Here is an 18,398-nt window from a genome sequence, read left to right on the forward strand (position 1 = left end):
GATTCAGAGCTTGCAATCGCCGTCCGGCGCCGGGGTATTCGCCGGGCCGGGGTAGACCGAGCGGATCGCAAAGGCAGGCTTGCCGTCCTCGCCCTTCACCACCTGCGCCATGAGCATCTGGCGCACCAGTTGATGGTCGGCAGCGCGCATCTCGACGTTCCCGAAGATCGTGTCGCTCTTGAGCCCGGCCAGTGCGGAGCGCACCGCAGGCACCTCGGTCGATCCGGCTTTGGTAATGGCCGCCTGCAACAGCTCGAAAGTCACAAAAACGTCGGCTTCAATGAAATTCGGGCGGCGCTTGTAGCGGCTCTCGAAGGCCTTCACGAAAGCCGCGTTCCGCTCGCCCGGCAGACTGGCGAGATAGCTGATGCCCGCGACCACGCCCAGGGTGCTGTCGCCTTGCGCGCCGAGCACGATGTCGTTGGTGAAGGTGTTGGAGAGCACCGTGCGGTACTTGGCCAGCAAGCCGAACTGCTGCTGTTGCTTGGCGAAGGTGATGGCGTCATTGCCGACCACCATCACCGCAAGTCCGTCAGCAGGCTTGCCGCCGAGTTGCGAGATATAGCTGCCGAAATCGGCAGTGCCCAGCGGGTTGAACAGCGTCAGGCCCACACTGCCGCCGCGCTCCTTCACCATGGCGGAAAATTTGCGAGCGAAATCGTGGCCGCCGGCGAAGTCGATGGCCATGATGTTCCAAGTCTTCGCATCGCTCTTCGCCAGGAACGAACGAAAAGAATTGATCACCGCGCCGTCGTTGGCGGCCGTGCGGAAGTAGTTGGCCCTGCAGCTCTTGCCGATCAGTTCGTCCGACTGGGAGTTCGAGTCGATCATTAACGCGTTCAGACCCTGCAGACGTGGCCCGAGCGCCAGCGACATCGACGAGAAGAACATGCCGGTGAAGAACGATGCGCCGTCCTGCTGCACGACCCGCGTGGCCGCCGCGATGGCGCCCGCTGGCGTGCCGGGGTGCGTCTGCACCGCGAGCTCGAACTTGCGCCCCACTGCACCGCCTTGCGCATTGAGCATGTCCACAGCGAGCCTGGCGGCATCGCCCATGCCGTAGTTGGAGGCGAAGGGGCCGCTGTCGATCAGCACCAGGCCAACCTTGATCGGTTCCGCGGCCCCCGTCGCGCCGGCCAGCGCGAGGGCCAGCGCAACTCCCTTGAACAGTTGTCGAATCATGTCTGTCTCCTGCGTGTTGTAAACGGGTCGCTAGAACGCGAGCGCCTGGCGGTGCTGCTCGGTGTCGATGTCGGCGGTGCGGCCCCGGTCGATGATTTCGCCTTTGGCCATGACCACGAAGCGCTGCGTGACGCGGCGCACCAGGCTCAGGTGTTGCTCCACCACCAAAAGGCCGGTGCCGGCCCGAGTGATCTGGCCAAGCACGGCGGCCAGCTCATCGACCAGAAGAGGCGACAGTCCTTCGGAGGGTTCGTCGAGCATCAGCACGCGCGGGTTGGCGAGCAGCGCACGGCCCACCGCCAGCATCTGTTGCTGGCCGCCGCTGAGCGCGGTGCCTGGGCTGGCCTGTCGCTCCTCGAGGATCGGGAACAGGCCGTAGATCTTCGCCAGCGTCCAGTGGCCGCGGCGGCCTGCGGCCTCACCAAGCCTGAGGTTCTCGCGCACGCTGAGATTCGGCAGGATCATCCGGCCTTGCGGCGACAGCGAGATGCCGTGCTTGCAGGCCAGGTAATGCGGCCGCCCAGACAACTCGACGCCGCCGACGCGCAGACTGCCCGCGCGCACCGTGGAGCCGCCGAAGAAGGACTGAAGCAAGGTCGATTTGCCCGCGCCGTTCTTTCCCACGATGGCCATCGACTCGCCCTCGTCCACTTCGAGATCGACGTTGCGCAGCACCACGGCGTTGCCGTAGCCCGCATGAACGCCCCGCATCTGCACAAAGCTCATGCTGCGCTCCCCAGGTAGGCCGCGATCACCCGCGCATCAGCGCGCACCTCAGCGGGCGTGCCGGTGACCAGTACCCGCCCCAGGTCGAGCGCGGTGATTTGCGCGCAGAAGCGGAACACCGCATCCACGTCGTGCTCGACCACGATCGCGCTCACGCCGCGCTGCGCGGTGAGCGTCGACAGGTGGTCGAATAGCGACACCGTTTCGGCCGTCGACAGGCCCGCCGCCGGTTCGTCGAGCAGGATCAGTTGCGGGTGGCCGATCAGGGCCAGCGCGATGTCAACGCGACGCTGGTCGCCGTAGGCGATGCTGTCGGCCTGGCGTTCGTAGACCGCCCCGAGGTCCAGCGCCAGAACGATGCCGCGCAGGTCGCGCTCGCCGAGTTGCGAAGCCACCAGCTCCAACTGCTCGCGCACCGTGAGCCCCGGGAAAATGCTGGTTCGCTGAAACGAGCGTGACATGCCGTGGCGACGGCGCCAGGCCACCGGCCGACGCGTCAGATCCACGCCATTCATCCGCACGGTGCCGCGCGTGGGCCGTGCACAGCCCGTGATGGCGTCCATCAACGTCGACTTTCCCGCGCCGTTGGGCCCGATGATTCCGTGCAGCAGTCCGCCTGCGGCCATGCGAAGGTTCACCTCGTCGAGCGCGCGAACGCTGCCATAGCTCACGCAGAGGTTCTTGATCTCAAGCATCGTGCGACACCTCGGTCTGGGTAGAAGGATGACCTTTTGGGCCGGCGCGCAAGTTGAGAGCACGCGCCTTCAAGCCCTGCAGGAATCCAGCCAGTCCGCTCGGGAATGCGGCGATCACGCACACCACGGCAATGCCGGTAAAAAGCTCCAGGTGGCCACTAGCGCCAAAGCGGTCCTGACCGAAGGCGAACAGCAGGCTCCCGAGCACTGGGCCGAACACCGTGCCGGCGCCGCCGATGATGGTGGCCACCAGCGTATTGCCACCCGTGCCGAAGTCCAGTAACTCGGGCGATGCGAAGGCGGTGTGCAGCGCCGTCAGAAGCCCCGCCGAGGCGATGATGAACCCGGCCAGCACGAACGCCGCCAGCCGCGGCAGATAGGTGTCGAAGCCCGAAAAGCGCATGCGTTCGTCGTTGGCGCGGATCGCTCGCAGCACCATGCCCAGGCGCGAGCGCCCCGCCGCCCAGACCAGCAGCATTGAGCCACACAACGTGAGCCAGGCCACCGGCCAGAACAATGCGGGCTGCGACAACTCGGCCTGCGTCATGCCCAGCACGCTGCCGTGCAAGGCGATGCTGATCCCGTCGTCCCCACCCGTCACATGTCTCAAGCCGGTGATCGACACCAGTTGCCTCAACATCTGCGCCAGCGCGAGCGTCAGCATCGCGAACGGCAGCGGCTTGGCCCGCACGATCAGCGCGCCGACCAGCGCAGCGGCCGCCGTGGCGCCCAGCAGCCCGAATAGCGCGGAGGCCGAGGCCCCCCAACCCCATTGCACCGAGGACAGCGCCACCAGGTAGGTGGCCCCGCCGGACAGACCAGCAACGCCAAACATCACCAACCCACACTGGTGCATGAGAAAGCCCACGCCGACGGCGGCCACGGCGAGGATCGCAGCCTGCGTGAGCAGGCCCATGTAGAAGCTGCCCCCCATCAGCTTCGGCAGCAACAGCCCCGCTGCCACCACCGCACACACCAGCACGGCACGCAATGTGAGCGCATCGCGCGTTCGCGTCAGTCGCGCGACAGGTTGCCGAGTCACAGCGGCGGAGGCAACCATCGGCGCAATGTTCATGGGGGCGCTCATCCGACCCTCCCCTTCCCAAAACCCTGAGGCCGCACCAGAAGCACGACGAACAGCAACAGGTACGGGGCCAATACCGCAACACCGGGCAGCACGATGGAGCCCGCCACCTGGATGAACCCGTACACCACGGCCGCTGCAATGGCGCCGCCGATGCTGCCGAGGCCTCCCACCACCACCACGATCAGGCAACTGATGAGCACCGAAGCCCCCATCCCCGGGTCTACCGACAGGTAAGGCCCCGCGAGCACACCGGCCAGGCCCGCGAAACCAGTGCCGAGGCAGACCACAACGAACCCGAGCCTGTCCGTGTTCACGCCCATCATCCGCGCCACGTCGGGCCGCACACTCACTGCGCGCACATGCATGCCGGAACGCGAGAAGCGCAACCACAGCGCCAGCGCCGCGCAGGTGCCAAAGCCCACCGCAATCAGGAACAGCCGATAGACCGGGTACAACTCGCCGAAGATATCGACCGATCCGGCCAGCACCGCAGGGGCAGCGACCGGCAGCGGCTGCGTGCCCCAGGCCAACGTCACGCCCTTGCCGATGATGAGCGCCAGCCCGAAAGTGATCAGCGCCAGGTCCATGTGCGAACGGTTGCGCAGAGGCCGCAGCACCGCGAGTTCAAAAACCACACCCACCACTGCCAACATCAGCGGGACCATCAGCAGTGCGACCCAGAAGTTGAGCACCGTGGTGAGGGTGAAGCCCAGATAGGCCCCCGCCATGTACAGCGCCCCGTGAGCGAAATTCATGACGTCGCGCAAACCGAAGATCAGCGCGAGCCCGCTGGACAGGATGGTCAGGAGCGACGCCAACGCCAGGGCGTTCGCGAGCACCGACAAATTGAAGAGTTGAGAAGGTTCCATGGCGGCGCCAAATTTAGGTTTTCGCGCCGAACCGGTCTTGAACAAAGAACGTGTTTGGCCATGAACATTCCGTACCTGCGCGTATTCACCGCCCGGGTTTATACCAATCGAACAATGGTTCTACCATCAACATACTCACTTTTGTATCCGCATGAATGACCCACCCCGAAAGCGCATGAAATCTCCCGTCCATCCCTCGGAACTGTTGCGGCACCTCCCCTGCGAGGTGTGGCTTGACGGCGTCGGGCGCGGCTGGGACGACATAGCCCTGCGCGGCGTGCGATGCGAACCGACCAGCGTCTACATGCACCTGCGCAGCCACACCGTGATCGCCTATGTCGACGGCGCACCCCGCGTGGCGCGCCGCTTCGCAGGTCGCGAAATAGCAGCTCGCGTGGCACCGGGTGAACTCGCGTTGAAGGACTGCAACACCGGCAGCGAATGGAGCTGGGACGAGCCTTCCAGCGCCATTCAGATCTATCTGTCGTCGCACTTGCTGGACCGTGTGATCGCCGATATCCACGGCCCGAAGGCCGGCGGATGGCGGCTGCGCGACTGCGTTCAGGCGCGCGACGACGACATGCTGGGCCTGGTCCATGCAATCGCGCGCGAAGCTGCCTCGGAAGAACCCGGCGCCGACCTCATGGTGAAGTCGCTCGCACAGCAGCTCGCGGTGCGGCTCGTGCGCCGCCACGCAGAGCCGGCACCACAGCCGGCGGCACCGGCCTGTTTCGACATGGTGCGGCGACGCAACATCACCAGCTTCATCGCGTCGAACCTGGCGACGGCGCTGCCGGTGGCCACGTTGGCACGTCAGGAGAACCTGAGTGTCGACCGTTTCAGCCGGCTCTTTCGCAACACCTTCGACTGTTCACCACACCAGCATGTGCTGAAGCTGCGTCTGCAGCGCGCGTGCGAACTTCTCGAACAGCCCACGCGCTCGGTCGCCGAGATCGCCTGGGAGACCGGCTTCGCCGACCAGAGCCACCTCACGCGCAGTTTCAAGCGCCATTTCGGCGCGCCGCCCAGCGTGTGGCGCAACCAGCGAACCTCCCACGCCGCTGGTGCATGAAGCCCAACGCATCCAGCGACGGCGTGGCACTTCGCTATTTGCGGCTGCTGCTCGCGCCCGCCCAGGCCAGGGGCTGCGACACCGAAGAGTTGCTGCGCCGCTGTCACCTCACGTCTACTCAACTTGCCGACCCACTGCATGTGGTGACGCTGGTTCAGTTCGCGCGCGCGCTGCGCGGCCTGCAGCGTTCCTTGCGCGACGAGATGATGGCGCTTGGCAAGCATCCGGTGCGCCCCGGCACCTTCCTTCTCGTGGCCCAGCAGATGTTGCGTTGCGCGAACCTCGGCGAAGCGATGCGGTTGGGCTGCAGCCTCTATCGGCTGCTGATCGACGACTTCGCGCCACGACTGCGCGTTGACGACAACACCGCCACGCTGGAGATCGTGGACCTCACGCCCCCCGATACCTACCGCGCGACCGGTCATCTAGTGCTGCTCTACGGCGCGATCGGGCTGATGTCGTGGATGGTGCAGCGGCCGATCGCCTTGCGCGAGGTGTCGCTGCCGGCCTCGCACCCCGACTTCGCGCCAGCCGACAGCCTGTTCGAGGCGCCCGTTCACCACACCGGGAAAAGCCGGATCGTGTTCGACGCACGCTGGCTCGATGCACGGTTGATCGCCGACATGCGGGGCCTGAAGATCTTCTTCCTCCATTGGCCCTTGCGTCGCCTCGCGCCCTATCAAGAAGATGTGCCGCTGGCCCTTCAGGTGCGCCGCTGCCTTCGGCGCTGGGACATCGCCCAACTGCCGAGCCTGACCGCTCTGGCAGCCACCATGGGTCAGACGGCCAAGGTGCTGCGCAGCCGGCTGCACGAGGAAGGCCAGAGCTACCGCGCCATCGTGGACGCGCTGCGGCGCGACACCGCCATGCGGCTTTTGAACCACCCGCAGCTGAGCGTGGCTCAGGTGGGCTACAGGCTGGGCTTCTCGGAGCCCAGTGCCTTCCACCGGGCGTTCAAGCGCGCGACCGGCCTGACGCCACTCGACTACCGGCGTCAGCGCGCCGACGTCTCGTTCAATTGATGCTGTAGCCGCCGTCCACCGTCAGCTCGGTGCCTGTGACGTAGGCCGACTCGTCCGCGCAGAGGAAGGCGATCACGTTCGCTACGTCCAGCGGCTGAGCCATGCGACCCAGCGGCGTGCGCTGCGCCACCATGCCCACCGCAGCCTCGATGGACGGCAACGGCACGCCGTGGCTGATCAAGTCCTGCATCGAGCCGATGCCCAGCGGCGTTTCCACCAGGCCCGGATGCACCGAGTTCACTCGGATCTGTGACCGGCCCAGCTCGACCGCCAGGGCCTTGCTCATCAGCCGCACCGCGCCTTTGGACGTGCAGTAAGCCGAGTGCATGCTGCCGCCCTTCTGCCCCAGGATGGAGGAGAGGTTTACGATCGACGCCCCTTTTCCAAGCGCGGCGGTTTTTGCCATTAGTGCCTGTGCGGCCTGGCAACCCAGCCACACGCTGTCGACATTCACCGCTTGTTGCTGGCGATAGAGCGCGAAGTCCGTGTCTTTGAACGGGCGCACGATCATCAGGCCCGCGCTGTTGACCAGGCCGTCGAGCCGTCCGGCCTGGCGTTCGATCTCGGCGATCACGCGCTGCCAGGCGTCGGCGTCGGTCACGTCGTGCGCAAAGCTCGCGGCGCGGCCGCCTTCGGCCTCGATACGCGCGGCCGTCTCGGCGGCACCCGCACCGTTCAGGTCGCTCGTGAAGATGCGTGCGCCGGCAGCGGCCAAGGTCAGGCAGGTCTGGCGGCCGATGCCGCTCGCGGCGCCGGTGACCAGGATGACTTTGTCTTTCAGTTGCATGGTGAGTTCTCGTGTGTAAATTGCAGGATTTCAACCGGCGCGCTTGAGCGAAATCGTCTGCGGCTGCGTGTAGCTCATCAGCCCTTCCAGGCCGTTCTCGACACCCAGGCCCGATTGCTTGTGCCCAGCCATGGGCTTGTGCGGCGAGGCGGTCTGTATCTCGTTGATCCAAACCGTGCCGGTCTCCAGCCGCCGCGCGATGCCCAGCGCCAGCGCTTCGTCGCGGCACCAGACCGAACCGGCCAGGCCGAACTCGGAGTCGTTGGCGCGCGCGATCACCTCGTCAACGTCGCGGAACTTCAGCAGCGGAAGGATCGGCCCGAAGGGCTCCTCCCGCACGATGCGGGCATCGTCCGGTGGGTTGTCGACCAGCGTGACAGGAAAGAACAAGCCCGGGCCCGGCACGGGCTCGCCGCCGCACAGCAGCCGCAATCCGCGCTGCTGGCAATCGGCCAGCAGCTCGCGCAGCCGGTCGAACTGGCGACGGTTCTGCACCGGCCCGAGCTCCACGCCTTCCGCGTCGCCGGGCCCCATGCGGGTGGAAGCGGCCAGCGCAACGAAGGCCTGCGCCATTCGCCAGTAGATGGCTTCGTGGATGTAGATGCGCTTGGCGGCAATGCAGATCTGCCCGCTGTTGACGAAAGCGCCCCAGAACAACGCCTTCGCTACCGCGTCGACATCGACGTCGGGCATAACGATGGCGGCGTCGTTTCCGCCCAACTCCAGCGTGAGGCGCTTGAGCGTGCCCGACGCGCTGCGCATCACGGCGCGCCCGGTGGCGGAAGAGCCGGTGAACGACAGCTTGTCGAATCCGGCATGCGCCGACATGCGCGGCCCCAAAGCCTCGCCGCCACTCACAATGTTGAGCACGCCGGGCGGCAGCACTGCCTGCAGCAGTTCGCCCAGCCGCAGCGTGGTCAGCGGCGTGAACGGCGAGGGCTTGAGCACCATGGTGTTGCCCGTCAACAGGCCCGGCGCGATCTTCCAGGCCGCGAGCACGACCGGGAAGTTCCACGGCACCATCGCGCCAACCACACCCACCGGCACGCGGCGCACCGCCACATACGCCTGCGGCGTGTCTTGCAGCACCAGTTCGGGCAGCTCCATCTTCGCGAACTCGGCATACCAGTGTGCGGCCACCGCCACCTCCGAGCGGGCGCGCGCGAGCGGCTTTCCCTGCTCCTTGGTCAGCAGGCGCGCCAGTTCCTCCTGGTTCGCCATGTAGACCCCAGCCACCTCGGCCAGCAGCCCCTGGCGCTCGCGCCGTGGCCGCGCGGCCCAGGCTGGCAGGGCTTCACGCGCGGCCCGTACCGCGGCATCGAGCTGTTCGCCGCTCGCATCGGGCGCCTGCGCGATCACCCGGCCAGTCGCGGGGTCGATCACCTCGAACCGTCCGGCACCCTGCACCGATCGGCCACCGATGGTCATGGCCGGCACAGCCATCTCCTTCGTCATCGGGTTCGTTGTTGGGCTCGTTGTCATGCGGGCGCTCCTGCATCCGCCGCGGCCTTCGCCGTCGCCGTTGCAGGCGTCACACGCACATGCAGCGCCTTCAGTCCGCCGACCTGGTTGCTCGCGATGAAAGAAGGCTCACCCACCAGTTCGATGTCTGCCGTGCGTGCCAGCAGTTCATTGAAGAAGGCGCGCATGCTGCTGCGCGCCAGGTTCTGGCCCAGGCACGCATGCACGCCGAAGCCGAAGGCGATCTGCCGGTTGGGCGCACGGTCGATGCGAAAGGCCCGCGCATCCGCGAACATCTCCTCGTCGAAATTCGCGCAGTGGTACATCAGGGCCACTTCATCGCCGGCGCGGATGGTCTTGCCGCGCATTTCGTAGTCGCGCACGGCCGTGCGCACGAAGTGCTTCACCGGGCTGCCGTGACGAAACATCTCTTCCACCGCCGACGCCATCATTTCCGGCCGTGCGCGCAGGCGCTCCAGCTCGCCCTCCTGGCGCAGCAGGTTGTAGAGGCCGCTGCCCATCGACGAGCTTGTGGTGTCATGCCCCGCCGTTGCAATGATCACGTAGTACGACACTGCCTCCATCATTCCCAGCGGCTCGCCGTCGACCTGCGCGTGCGCGATGAGCGAACCCAGATCGTCGGCGGGCGGCGCAGCGCGGCGCTCGGCGAGCATCTTGCCGAAGTAGGCGAAATACTCGCGCGCCACCGCACCCTTGCCCTGGGCTTCAGGCCCGTCGCGCCTGAGCGTCGGGTCCTTGGGGGCGAGGAACTGCTGCGTGAGCTTGAGCAGATAGGCGTGGTCGCTTTCAGGCACCGCGAGCAAGGTCATGATGATCTGCAGCGGAAACCACACTGCAATCTCGTTGCAGAACTCGCACGCATCCCTGCGTTCGAGCATCTTGCCGACCAGCGCCTGCGCGCGGTCCTGGATGATGGCCTCCAGCCGCTTGATGTTGGCCGGCATGAAGAACGGCTGAGTCAGCCCTCGGTACTTCTTGTGATCCGGCTCGTCCATGTGAATCATCGTGCGCACCATCTTGCCGCCGGTGGTCGCCGTCTCGGCGACGCGGATGCGCAGGTCTTCCTCGTTCATCAGGAAAGTCTTGGGCGCGGCAATGAACACGTCGGGATGCTTGCCGATCTCGACCACATCCGCATGCCTGCTCACGGCCCAGAACGGCGGATGGCCGGGCGCCTCAGTCCAGTGCAGGGGATCTTCGCTGCGCAGCCGGTCGAAAACCGTATGCATCCGCGTGGGATCGGCGTAGAGCTGGTGGCTGGCGATCTCGCCATCGAGTTCTGAAAGGCTCATCGGGGGTGTCTCCTTGGTGGTGTGGTCGGTGGGAAAAATGCAGAGGTCGGTCCGCAACTGCGCGCCGAGCGCGCGCGAGCAGCACGGCATGAAGCAGTCGTTGCGCTGCCGGTCGGCCTCGGTGAAGTAGTGGTCGCAGTGGCCGGGCGTCCCGGCGAGCACCGGGGCCCTGCAAGTGCCGCAGATGCGCCGCTCGCAAGACATCGCCAGCGACACGCCGGCATCCTGCAAAGCCTGCGCGGCGCTCTGTCCGGCGCGCACTTTGAGGCGGCAGCCGCTGGCCGGAGCCGGACACAGGAATCGTTGTCGGCGATCCATTGCGCCAGCGGGCGACCGACATAGTTGTTGGCGCCGAACACCAACACCGACGCGATCGAGGCTTTGCCGTGAGCGGAACGCATGAATTTCTCCGTTTGAACGCGGTGCAGGTTAGATCGCGCATGCCACGCGATCCATGACCGCAAGCGTCCGTCGCGCTGGCCGAATTGCCTTTTTTCGAGGCGTCTACCGGCTGCGCATTCCTGCCAACGAGTTTGCGTTCATTTGTCATTGAGCGCGCTGCATCGGGGGCCCACACTGACCGTCGGCGGATCAGTCGTTCCGCGCGCCCGAGGCATGCAGGGCATCAGACCCGCAGCTCTTCAAAAAAATGGAGACACCATGACAATCAATCGCCGCCAGCTTCTTGCATTGGCAGCGTCCTTGCCGACGCTTAGTACTGCTATCGCACAGGACGCCCCTTGGCCCTCGAAGGCGATCACGATCGTCCTGCCTTTTCCTGCAGGCGGACAGACCGACTCCGTGGCGCGCTCCCTGGCTCGCCGCATGGAAGCCGAACTCGGACAGCCGGTCATCATCGACAACCGTCCTGGCGCCAATTCGCTGATCGGCACCAACCTGGTCGCCCGCGCGCCTGCCGACGGCTACACGCTGTTACTGAACATGACCGCGCTCGTCAGCAACCCGGTCGTATTGCCCAACGTCACGTACGACGCGCTGAAAGACTTTGCACCGGTAGCCCGCCTCTACGAGATCGCGGCAATATGGGCGGTGCCGTCTGAAGGCCCGAAGACCTTGGCAAGTTTCATCCAGCAGGCAAAGGCCTCCAAGGCCCCCCTCAGCTTCGGGACCACAGGCCATGCGTCGAGCTCGCACTTCTTCGGCGAGATGCTGGGGCGCAGCGCTGGCTTCACGATGAACCACATCCCGTACAAGGGCGAGGCGCCGCTGATCCCCGACCTGATGAGCGGGCGCCTGAATGCCGCAGTCGTCTCCAGCACGACTGCGGCCCAGTACGGACGCGACGGCCGGCTTCGCGCGCTGGCCGCTTCCGGGCGTACCCGCTGGAAGGGGCTGCCCGACGTACCGACCTTCGAGGAACTCGGCGTTCCGGGCATGACAACGGAAACCTTCTGCGGCATCTTCGCGCCGGCGCGCACGCCGCAGGCTGTCGTTGATCGACTCAGCGCGGTCATCAACAAGATCATGAACACGCCGGAGTTTCGCAAGGACATGGCCAACAACGCGCTGGAAGTGGCCGCGCCACTCAGTCCTGCAGCTTTCCTGGAGGTGATGAAGAAAGCCAGGCTGGAGTGGGTCGCCATCAAGAAAGACAGCTCGATCCGCATCGAGTGAGCAGAAGGAACACCGCGCAATGACAGTTTTTCACGGCATCAAGGTGCTAGATGTCGCCAGCTATATCGCGGCGCCCGCCGCCGCGACGATCCTGTCGGATTTCGGCGCCGAGGTCATCAAGATCGAACCACCGGGCGCGGGGGACGGGCAGCGCCTGCTCTCCTCGCTGCCGAACGTTCCCCAGTCCGTGCACAACTACGGCTGGTCCTTTCCTTCCCGCAACAAGAAGGGGCTCGCGCTCGATCTGAAGACCGAGGAAGGCCAGGCCGTTTTGCATCGGCTGGCGGCTTCCGCCGATGTGTTGATCACGAACTATCCCCTGGCGGTGCGCTCTCGCATCGGCCTGGACCCTGGTGTGCTGCGAAGCGCAAACCCGCGCCTCGTCTACGCATCGGTCACGGGGTACGGCGAAACGGGGCCTGAAGCACATCGGCTGGGTTTCGATGCAACCGCCTACTTTGCGCGCTCGGGTCTGACCGATATCACGCGCGCCGACGCAGACGCCGCACCCGTGGCCCCGGCTCTGGCAGCGGGCGACCATCCGACCGCGAGCACCCTGTTCGGCGCCATCGTGACCGCCCTGTTTCGTCGCGAGCGCACCGGTGAAGGCGCTTACGTCAGCACGTCGCTCCTCGCCAACGGGATCTGGGCCAATGGCACCGTGGTGCAGGCTGCGCTGTGCGGCGCGGAGATCCGTTATCGACAACCCCGCGAGCAACCTCGCAGTGCACTGAGCAATTTCTACCTTTGCGCAGACGAGCGCTGGTTTTCGATCGCCATGGTCGCCGAAGAACGTCTGTGGCCTGCGTTTGTCTCGATCATGGGCATCCATGATCTGGCATTGGACGCCCGGTTCGCAGCGCTGGCCCAGCGGCGCACGAATGCTGCGGCCCTGACGCTCGAACTGGACTCGGTGTTCCTACAGCGCACCGCGCAGGATTGGCAGCAGCGCTTCGAGTCGGCGGGCTTCACCGTGTCTGTCGTCTCCCGCCCTATCGACGTCGCCAACGACGTGCAGGCGCGCCATGCCTGTGCGATCGTTCCGGCCGCAGGGGTCGACGGCGCCGATTTCACGATCGACAGCCCGTTTCAGATCGACGGGGTGACGAAGTGCAAGCCCCAACGCGCGCCGGAGGTGGGCGAGCACAGCGATGCCGTGCTGGCAGCGAACGGGTTCAGCACCGACGAGATCGTGCGCTTGCGACGCGATGGTGTGGTGGCCGGCATGCAGGCGCAGCCTTGATACGTATCACGGGCGTCGCCCAGTCGAGTTGCAACAAGAGATCCCCGAATGAAAACCTTGCTTGTCCGTGGATACGGAGCCGACGACAAAATCCGGCTGGAAGACACATCGATCCCTGAAGTCGCGGCCGGCCAGGTGCGAATCAAGGTCCGCGCCTGCGGAGTCTCCTTTGTCGATCTGCTGCTTGCACGGGGCGGCTATCAGATCAAACCACCCACCCCCTTTGTGCCCGGTTCAGAATTCAGCGGTGTCGTGGACGCATTGGGCGACGGTGCCGATGGTCGACTGGCCCCGGGTGACCGCGTCTGCGGGACGCGCATGGGCGCGTGGTCGGAATACATCTGCCTTCCCCAGGAACTGGTCTACCCGCTTCCACCGCAAGCAGACTTCGTCGAAGCCTCGGTTCTTCTCGCGCCGTATCTCACGTCACTCTATGCGCTGCGTTCGCGAGGCAACCTGTTGCGTGGTGAGACCTTGCTGGTACTGGGCGCGACAGGCAGCGTGGGCCATGCTGCGGTACAGATCGGAAAGATTCTCGGCGCCCGAGTGATCGCCGCGGCATCGACCGAAGCCAAGCGTGCCGCGGCAATGTCTGCCGGCGCGGATGCCGTGGTGGACACCACCGGCGACTGGAAGGCGGCCGTCAAGGCGCTGGCCGGTCCGGGCGGCATTGACGTCGTGTACGACCCCATCGGGGGCGATGCGACAGACACGGCGTTCCGCACGCTCGCCTGGGGCGGACGCCACTTGATGGTGGGCTTCGCAGGCGGCGAGATCGGTGCGCTGAAGTCGAACCTGAGCATCGTCAAGGGCGCCTCGCTGGTCGGCGTGGACGCGCGGCAGGCGGGCGAACGCACACCGGCCCTGATGAACGAACTGCGCACCGAAGTGTTGGCGCTGTATCAACAAGGTCGCATTCGCCCGTTGGTCAGCCATGTGCTGCCGGTCGAACGTTTCGACGAAGCAGCCGCGAAGATGAACGACCGCACCGGCTTCGGCCGCGTCGTCTTCACTTTCCCGGATGGCCCGCAGTGAAGGACCGGTCATGAAATCGGACTTGGTGGCGACGCAGCGCAGCGGCCGCGTGCTGGTAATCACGTTGCAGCGCGAGCACAAGCGCAATGCAATCGACCGCGCCACGGCGGACGCTCTGGATGCTGCGTTGAACCTCCTTGACGACGACACGCAACTGCTGGCGGGTGTGCTCGGCGGCGGCGACAAGTTCTTCTCCGCCGGCAGCGATCTCACGGCGAAAGGCGACTACGTGACGCCACGCGGCGGCGAGTACGGGATCATTCGTCGCTCACGACGAAAGCCGCTGATCGCTGCAGTCGAAGGCCCAGCACTGGGCGGGGGCATGGAGATCGCACTGGCATGCGACATGGTGGTCGCCGCAACCGATGCGCGCTTCGGCCTGCCCGAAGTCATGCGTGGTGTGGTGCCCACCTGCGGCGCGCTGTTTCGGACGCTGCAGGCGCTCACGCCGAACGTCGCTCGGGAGTTGGTGCTGACCGGCGAGCCAATCGAAGCCGCGCGCGCCCACACGCTCGGCTTCGTGAATCGCCTGGTCGCGCCGGGACACGCCCTCGCAGAAGCCTTGGCGATGGCGCAACGCATCGCCGGCAACGCCCCGCTTTCGGTCCAGTCATGCCTCGCGGCAATGAGCGGCTTGCTCGCCAGTGCCGATGCCCACGGTTGGGAGGCCACGGCACGCGCCATCGCGGGCATCACCGGGAGCCACGATGTGAAGGAAGGTGTGCTCGCCTTCCTCGAAAAACGCCAGCCGACCTGGCAAGGCTGCTAGCTGCCTGCCGATGCTCATTCCAGCCAACGACATTGCGCGCATCGGTCATTGAGCTCGCCGCGTCGGCAACACACACTGGGTGCAGCGCAGGCGAGACCGCTTGCGGCACCCGACATGTCTACTGAACAAAGGAAGAATCCATGCAGGAAGCAATGATCTTCGATGCACTGCGCACGCCGCGCGGCAAGGGCAAGGCCGATGGCAGCCTCTACGAAGTCAACCCCGTGGGACTGCTCGGCGGCCTGATGCAGCAACTGCAGCGCCGCAACGATCTCGACACCGCACAGATCGAGGACACGCTGATCGGCTGCGTCCAGCCCTACGGCGAACAAAGCATGTGCATCGGCAAGACCGCTGCACTCTATGCGGGGTGGGACTGGCGCGTGCCTGGCGTGCAGCTCGACCGCTACTGCGGCTCGGGCCTGGAAGCCGTCAACATCGCCGCGCAGAAGGTGCGCTCGGGTTGGGAAGACCTGGTGGTCGCCGGCGGCGTGGAGTCGATGTCGCGCATCGCGATGGGCAGCGCGCCGAATGCGCGCGACACCTACCCACCGCTGAACTTCCGGCTGCAACCAGTGCCGCAGGGCATCGGCGCCGACCTGATCGCGACGCTGGACGGCCACAGCCGCGACGACGTAGACGCCTTCGCCGCCGACTCGCAGCGCAAGGCCGCGAACGCGCGAAGCCAGGGCTGGTTCGATCGCTCGGTGGTGCCCGTGAAAGACGCAAACGGCCTCACCGTTCTCGCGCAGGACGAATACATCCGCCCCGACACCACCGCCGAATCGCTTGGCCGCCTCAAGCCCGCGTTCGCGCAGCAGGGCGAGTTCGGCTTCGACGCCATAGCGCAGTTCAAGTACCCGCAGGTGGACCGCATCCGCCACGTGCACACGGCCGGCAATTCGTCGGGCATCGTGGACGGCGCCTCGCTGATGCTGATCGGCTCGGAAGCCAAAGGTCGCGCACTGGGCCTCATGCCGCGCGCGCGCGTGGTGTCGGTGGGCGTGGTCGGCGCCGAGCCGACCATCATGCTGGCCGGCCCCGCGCCCGCCAGTCGCATCGCGCTGCGCAAGGCCGGACTCACGGTGGACGACATCGACCTGTTCGAAGTCAATGAGGCCTTCGCCTCTGTAGTGCTGCGCTTCATAAGCGACATGCAGGTGCCGCCCGAAAAGGTCAACGTGAATGGCGGCGCCATCGCCCTGGGCCATCCGCTTGGCGCCACCGGTTGCATGCTGTTGGGCACCCTGCTCGACGAGCTGGAGCGCCGGCAACTCAAACGCGGCCTGGTCACGCTATGCGTGGCCGGCGGCATGGGCATCGCCACCATCATCGAACGACTCTGAGCACCCATTCATGACAGCGATCACCTTCGACAAGGACGCGCAAGGCGTCGTCACCCTGACCATCGACATGCCCGGCCAGGCCACCAACACCATGAACGGCGTGTTCCGCGAGGCGCTGGCCCGGGCGGTCGATCGCCTGGAAGCTGAGCGCGAGAGCATCGCCGGCGTCATCCTCACCTCGGGCAAGAAGACCTTCTTCGCCGGCGGCGACCTGAACGATCTGCTCGCCGTCGGCCCCGGCGACGGCCAGGCCGTATTCGACCGCGCGATGGCAATGAAGGCCATGATGCGGCGACTCGAGAAGCTGGGCCGCCCCGTCGTCGCTGCCCTCAACGGCACGGCGCTGGGCGGCGGTTTCGAACTTGCCCTGGCCTGCCACGCCCGCTTTGCGCTGAATGACCCGAAGCTCGACCTCGGCCTGCCCGAAGCGGGCCTGGGCCTGTTGCCGGGCGGCGGCGGCATCGTGCGCATGGTGCGCCACCTCGGGCTCGAGAAGGCCATGCCCTTCCTGCTCGACGGCACGCTGTTCTCGCCGGCCAAGGCGCAGGCGCTCGGCCTGGTCGATGGTGTGGCCAGCGACATGCCCGCGCTGCTGGCACTGGCGCGCGAATGGATCGGCACCCACGCCGACGCCAGCCAGCCATGGGATCGCAAAGGCTATCGGCTGCCCGGCGCTACCGCGAGCGCGCCGGCGCCGCTCGCCTGGCTCAAGACGGCACCCGTCACGCTGCTGCGCAAACACAAGGGCTGCTATCCGGCGACCGAAGCGATTTTTTCGGCGGCCGTCGAAGGCACGAGCGTGGACTTCGACACCGCGCTGCGCATCGAGACGCGCTATTTCATCCAGCTCGTGACCGGGCAGGTTGCGAAGAACCTGATCACGACCTTCTTCTTCCAGATGAACGAGGTCAAGTCCGGCAAGGGGCGCCCCGAAGGCGTGCCGCGTGCGAGCTTCTCGAAGGTGGGCATCCTGGGCGCCGGCATGATGGGCGCGGGCATCGCGCATGCCTGCGCCACGCGCGGCGTGGCCTGCGTGTTGAAAGACACGACCGTCGAGAAGGCCCAGGCCGGCAAGGCCTACAGCGAAAAGGTCTTCGCCAAGCGCGTGGCCAAGGGCGCGATGAGCGAGGAGCGCATGCAGGCCGCGCTGCAACGCATCACTCCTACCGCCGACGCCGCCGACCTAGCCGGCTGCGACCTGGTGATCGAGGCTGTGTTCGAGAATCGCGAACTCAAGGCGCAGGTGGTGCGCGAGGCCGCGCCGCACCTCGTGCCCGGCGGCATCATGGCGTCGAACACCTCGACGCTGCCAATCACCGGACTGGCGACGGCGTACGAACAGCAAGAGAACTTCATTGGCCTGCACTTTTTCTCGCCGGTCGACCGCATGCCGCTGGTGGAGATCATCAAGGGCCGGCGGACGTCCGACGACACGCTGGCGCGCGCCTACGATTTCGTCAAGCAGATCGGCAAGACCCCGATCGTCGTGAACGACAGCCGCGGCTTCTACACCAGCCGCGTGTTCGGCACCTTCACCCGCGAAGGTGCCGCCATGCTGGCCGAAGGCGTGGACGCGGCAACCATCGAGAACGCGGCGCTGCAGGCCGGCATGCCGGTCGGCCCGCTCGCGGTGATGGACGAGGTCGCCATGAGTCTCACGCTCTCCGTGCGCAAGCAGACAGCCTCCGACCTTGCAGCCGAAGGCAAGCCGCTGCCACAACATCCGGCCTGGCCTGTGCTCGAGAAAATGGTCAACGACCTGGGCCGCCCCGGCCGCGCGGGCGGCGGCGGCTTCTACGACTACCCGGCCGGCGAACCGAAGGCACTGTGGGCGGATCTGACGAAGCACTTTCCTCACTCCGGCAAGCCGGTGCCCTTCGACGACCTGAAAGAGCGCTTCCTTTTCGCGCAGGCCATCGAGACAGTGCGCTGCATCGAGGAAGGCGTGCTCGCGTCCGCGCGTGACGCCAACATCGGCTCGATCCTCGGCGTCGGCTACCCGCGCTGGACTGGCGGCACGGTGCAGTACATCAACGCCTACGGCCTGTCGCGCTTCGTTGATCGCGCCACCGTGCTGGCCGAACGCTACGGCAGCCGCTTCGCACCGCCCCCGCTGCTGCAGAAGAAGGCCGCCGCGAACGAACGTTTCGAGTAGC

At 66.1% G+C, this 18,398-nt stretch carries 16 protein-coding genes; 8 read left to right on the top strand and 8 right to left on the bottom strand.

The window, feature by feature from the left end; genetic code table 11:
• Positions 1 to 3: 3 nt before the first annotated feature.
• From ACCC97_RS07640 to ACCC97_RS07660, 5 genes are read right to left on the bottom strand one after another with little or no spacing between them, the layout of a single operon-like run.
• Positions 4 to 1,182, bottom strand: coding sequence for an ABC transporter substrate-binding protein (locus ACCC97_RS07640; protein WP_413332084.1), 1,179 nt, complete (start codon positions 1,180 to 1,182; stop codon positions 4 to 6).
• Positions 1,183 to 1,212: 30 nt separating this feature from the next.
• Positions 1,213 to 1,908: an ABC transporter ATP-binding protein gene (locus ACCC97_RS07645; RefSeq protein ID WP_413332086.1), complete on the bottom strand. Its 696-nt coding sequence runs from the start codon at positions 1,906 to 1,908 to the stop codon at positions 1,213 to 1,215.
• Entirely contained in the window at positions 1,905 to 2,603 is a 699-nt protein-coding gene (locus tag ACCC97_RS07650; protein ID WP_413332088.1) for an ABC transporter ATP-binding protein, read from the bottom strand. The genes ACCC97_RS07645 and ACCC97_RS07650 overlap by 4 nt, the downstream gene beginning before the upstream one ends.
• Positions 2,596 to 3,678 carry a branched-chain amino acid ABC transporter permease gene (locus ACCC97_RS07655; protein WP_413332090.1) on the bottom strand — a complete coding sequence of 361 codons (1,083 nt, stop codon included), beginning with the start codon at positions 3,676 to 3,678 and terminating at the stop codon, positions 2,596 to 2,598. Before ACCC97_RS07655 ends, ACCC97_RS07650 begins: the two co-directional genes overlap by 8 nt.
• A gap of 8 nt (positions 3,679 to 3,686) precedes the next feature.
• Entirely contained in the window at positions 3,687 to 4,604 is a 918-nt protein-coding gene (locus tag ACCC97_RS07660) for a branched-chain amino acid ABC transporter permease (protein WP_413332092.1), read from the bottom strand.
• A gap of 130 nt (positions 4,605 to 4,734) precedes the next feature.
• Here ACCC97_RS07660 and ACCC97_RS07665 point away from each other — a divergent pair, with 130 nt between their 5' ends.
• Both ACCC97_RS07665 and ACCC97_RS07670 read left to right on the top strand, forming a co-directional pair.
• A complete protein-coding gene (locus ACCC97_RS07665) occupies positions 4,735 to 5,631 on the top strand; it encodes a helix-turn-helix domain-containing protein (protein ID WP_413332094.1) in 897 nt (298 codons plus the stop codon).
• Positions 5,628 to 6,653 carry an AraC family transcriptional regulator ligand-binding domain-containing protein gene (locus ACCC97_RS07670; protein ID WP_413332095.1) on the top strand — a complete coding sequence of 342 codons (1,026 nt, stop codon included), beginning with the start codon at positions 5,628 to 5,630 and terminating at the stop codon, positions 6,651 to 6,653. The genes ACCC97_RS07665 and ACCC97_RS07670 overlap by 4 nt, the downstream gene beginning before the upstream one ends.
• On the opposite strand, the gene ACCC97_RS07675 is transcribed toward ACCC97_RS07670, so the two are convergent.
• From ACCC97_RS07675 to ACCC97_RS07685, 3 genes are read right to left on the bottom strand one after another with little or no spacing between them, the layout of a single operon-like run.
• A complete protein-coding gene (locus ACCC97_RS07675) occupies positions 6,646 to 7,440 on the bottom strand; it encodes an SDR family NAD(P)-dependent oxidoreductase (protein WP_413332097.1) in 795 nt (264 codons plus the stop codon). The genes ACCC97_RS07670 and ACCC97_RS07675 overlap by 8 nt on opposite strands.
• 30 nt (positions 7,441 to 7,470) lie before the next feature.
• On the bottom strand, positions 7,471 to 8,922 hold the full coding sequence (locus ACCC97_RS07680) for an aldehyde dehydrogenase family protein (RefSeq protein WP_413332099.1): 1,452 nt from the start codon (positions 8,920 to 8,922) through the stop codon (positions 7,471 to 7,473).
• The gene (locus tag ACCC97_RS07685) at positions 8,919 to 10,532 is read right to left on the bottom strand and encodes a cytochrome P450 (protein ID WP_413332101.1); all 1,614 of its coding nucleotides are present in this window, start codon (positions 10,530 to 10,532) and stop codon (positions 8,919 to 8,921) included. Before ACCC97_RS07685 ends, ACCC97_RS07680 begins: the two co-directional genes overlap by 4 nt.
• A gap of 297 nt (positions 10,533 to 10,829) precedes the next feature.
• On the opposite strand from ACCC97_RS07685, the gene ACCC97_RS07690 reads away from it, so the two are divergent.
• The 6 genes from ACCC97_RS07690 to ACCC97_RS07715 all read left to right on the top strand — a co-directional run bounded on the left by ACCC97_RS07690 (position 10,830) and on the right by ACCC97_RS07715 (position 18,397).
• Positions 10,830 to 11,849: a Bug family tripartite tricarboxylate transporter substrate binding protein gene (locus tag ACCC97_RS07690; protein ID WP_413332103.1), complete on the top strand. Its 1,020-nt coding sequence runs from the start codon at positions 10,830 to 10,832 to the stop codon at positions 11,847 to 11,849.
• A 19-nt stretch (positions 11,850 to 11,868) separates the two neighbouring features.
• Positions 11,869 to 13,092 (top strand): CaiB/BaiF CoA transferase family protein, encoded by a 1,224-nt coding sequence (locus tag ACCC97_RS07695; protein ID WP_413332105.1) that lies wholly within the window; start codon positions 11,869 to 11,871, stop codon positions 13,090 to 13,092.
• Between the two features lie 48 nt (positions 13,093 to 13,140).
• Positions 13,141 to 14,127 carry an NADPH:quinone oxidoreductase family protein gene (locus ACCC97_RS07700; protein WP_413332107.1) on the top strand — a complete coding sequence of 329 codons (987 nt, stop codon included), beginning with the start codon at positions 13,141 to 13,143 and terminating at the stop codon, positions 14,125 to 14,127.
• 10 nt (positions 14,128 to 14,137) lie between these two features.
• A complete protein-coding gene (locus ACCC97_RS07705; RefSeq protein WP_413332109.1) occupies positions 14,138 to 14,896 on the top strand; it encodes an enoyl-CoA hydratase-related protein in 759 nt (252 codons plus the stop codon).
• Positions 14,897 to 15,036: 140 nt separating this feature from the next.
• The gene (locus ACCC97_RS07710) at positions 15,037 to 16,242 is read left to right on the top strand and encodes an acetyl-CoA C-acetyltransferase (protein ID WP_413332111.1); all 1,206 of its coding nucleotides are present in this window, start codon (positions 15,037 to 15,039) and stop codon (positions 16,240 to 16,242) included.
• 10 nt (positions 16,243 to 16,252) lie between these two features.
• Positions 16,253 to 18,397: a 3-hydroxyacyl-CoA dehydrogenase NAD-binding domain-containing protein gene (locus tag ACCC97_RS07715; RefSeq protein ID WP_413332113.1), complete on the top strand. Its 2,145-nt coding sequence runs from the start codon at positions 16,253 to 16,255 to the stop codon at positions 18,395 to 18,397.
• Position 18,398: the final 1 nt, after the last annotated feature.

The sequence above is a fragment of the Variovorax sp. Varisp85 genome, assembly GCF_047304045.1.
In the GTDB taxonomy this organism is placed as follows: Bacteria; Pseudomonadota; Gammaproteobacteria; order Burkholderiales; family Burkholderiaceae_C; genus Variovorax.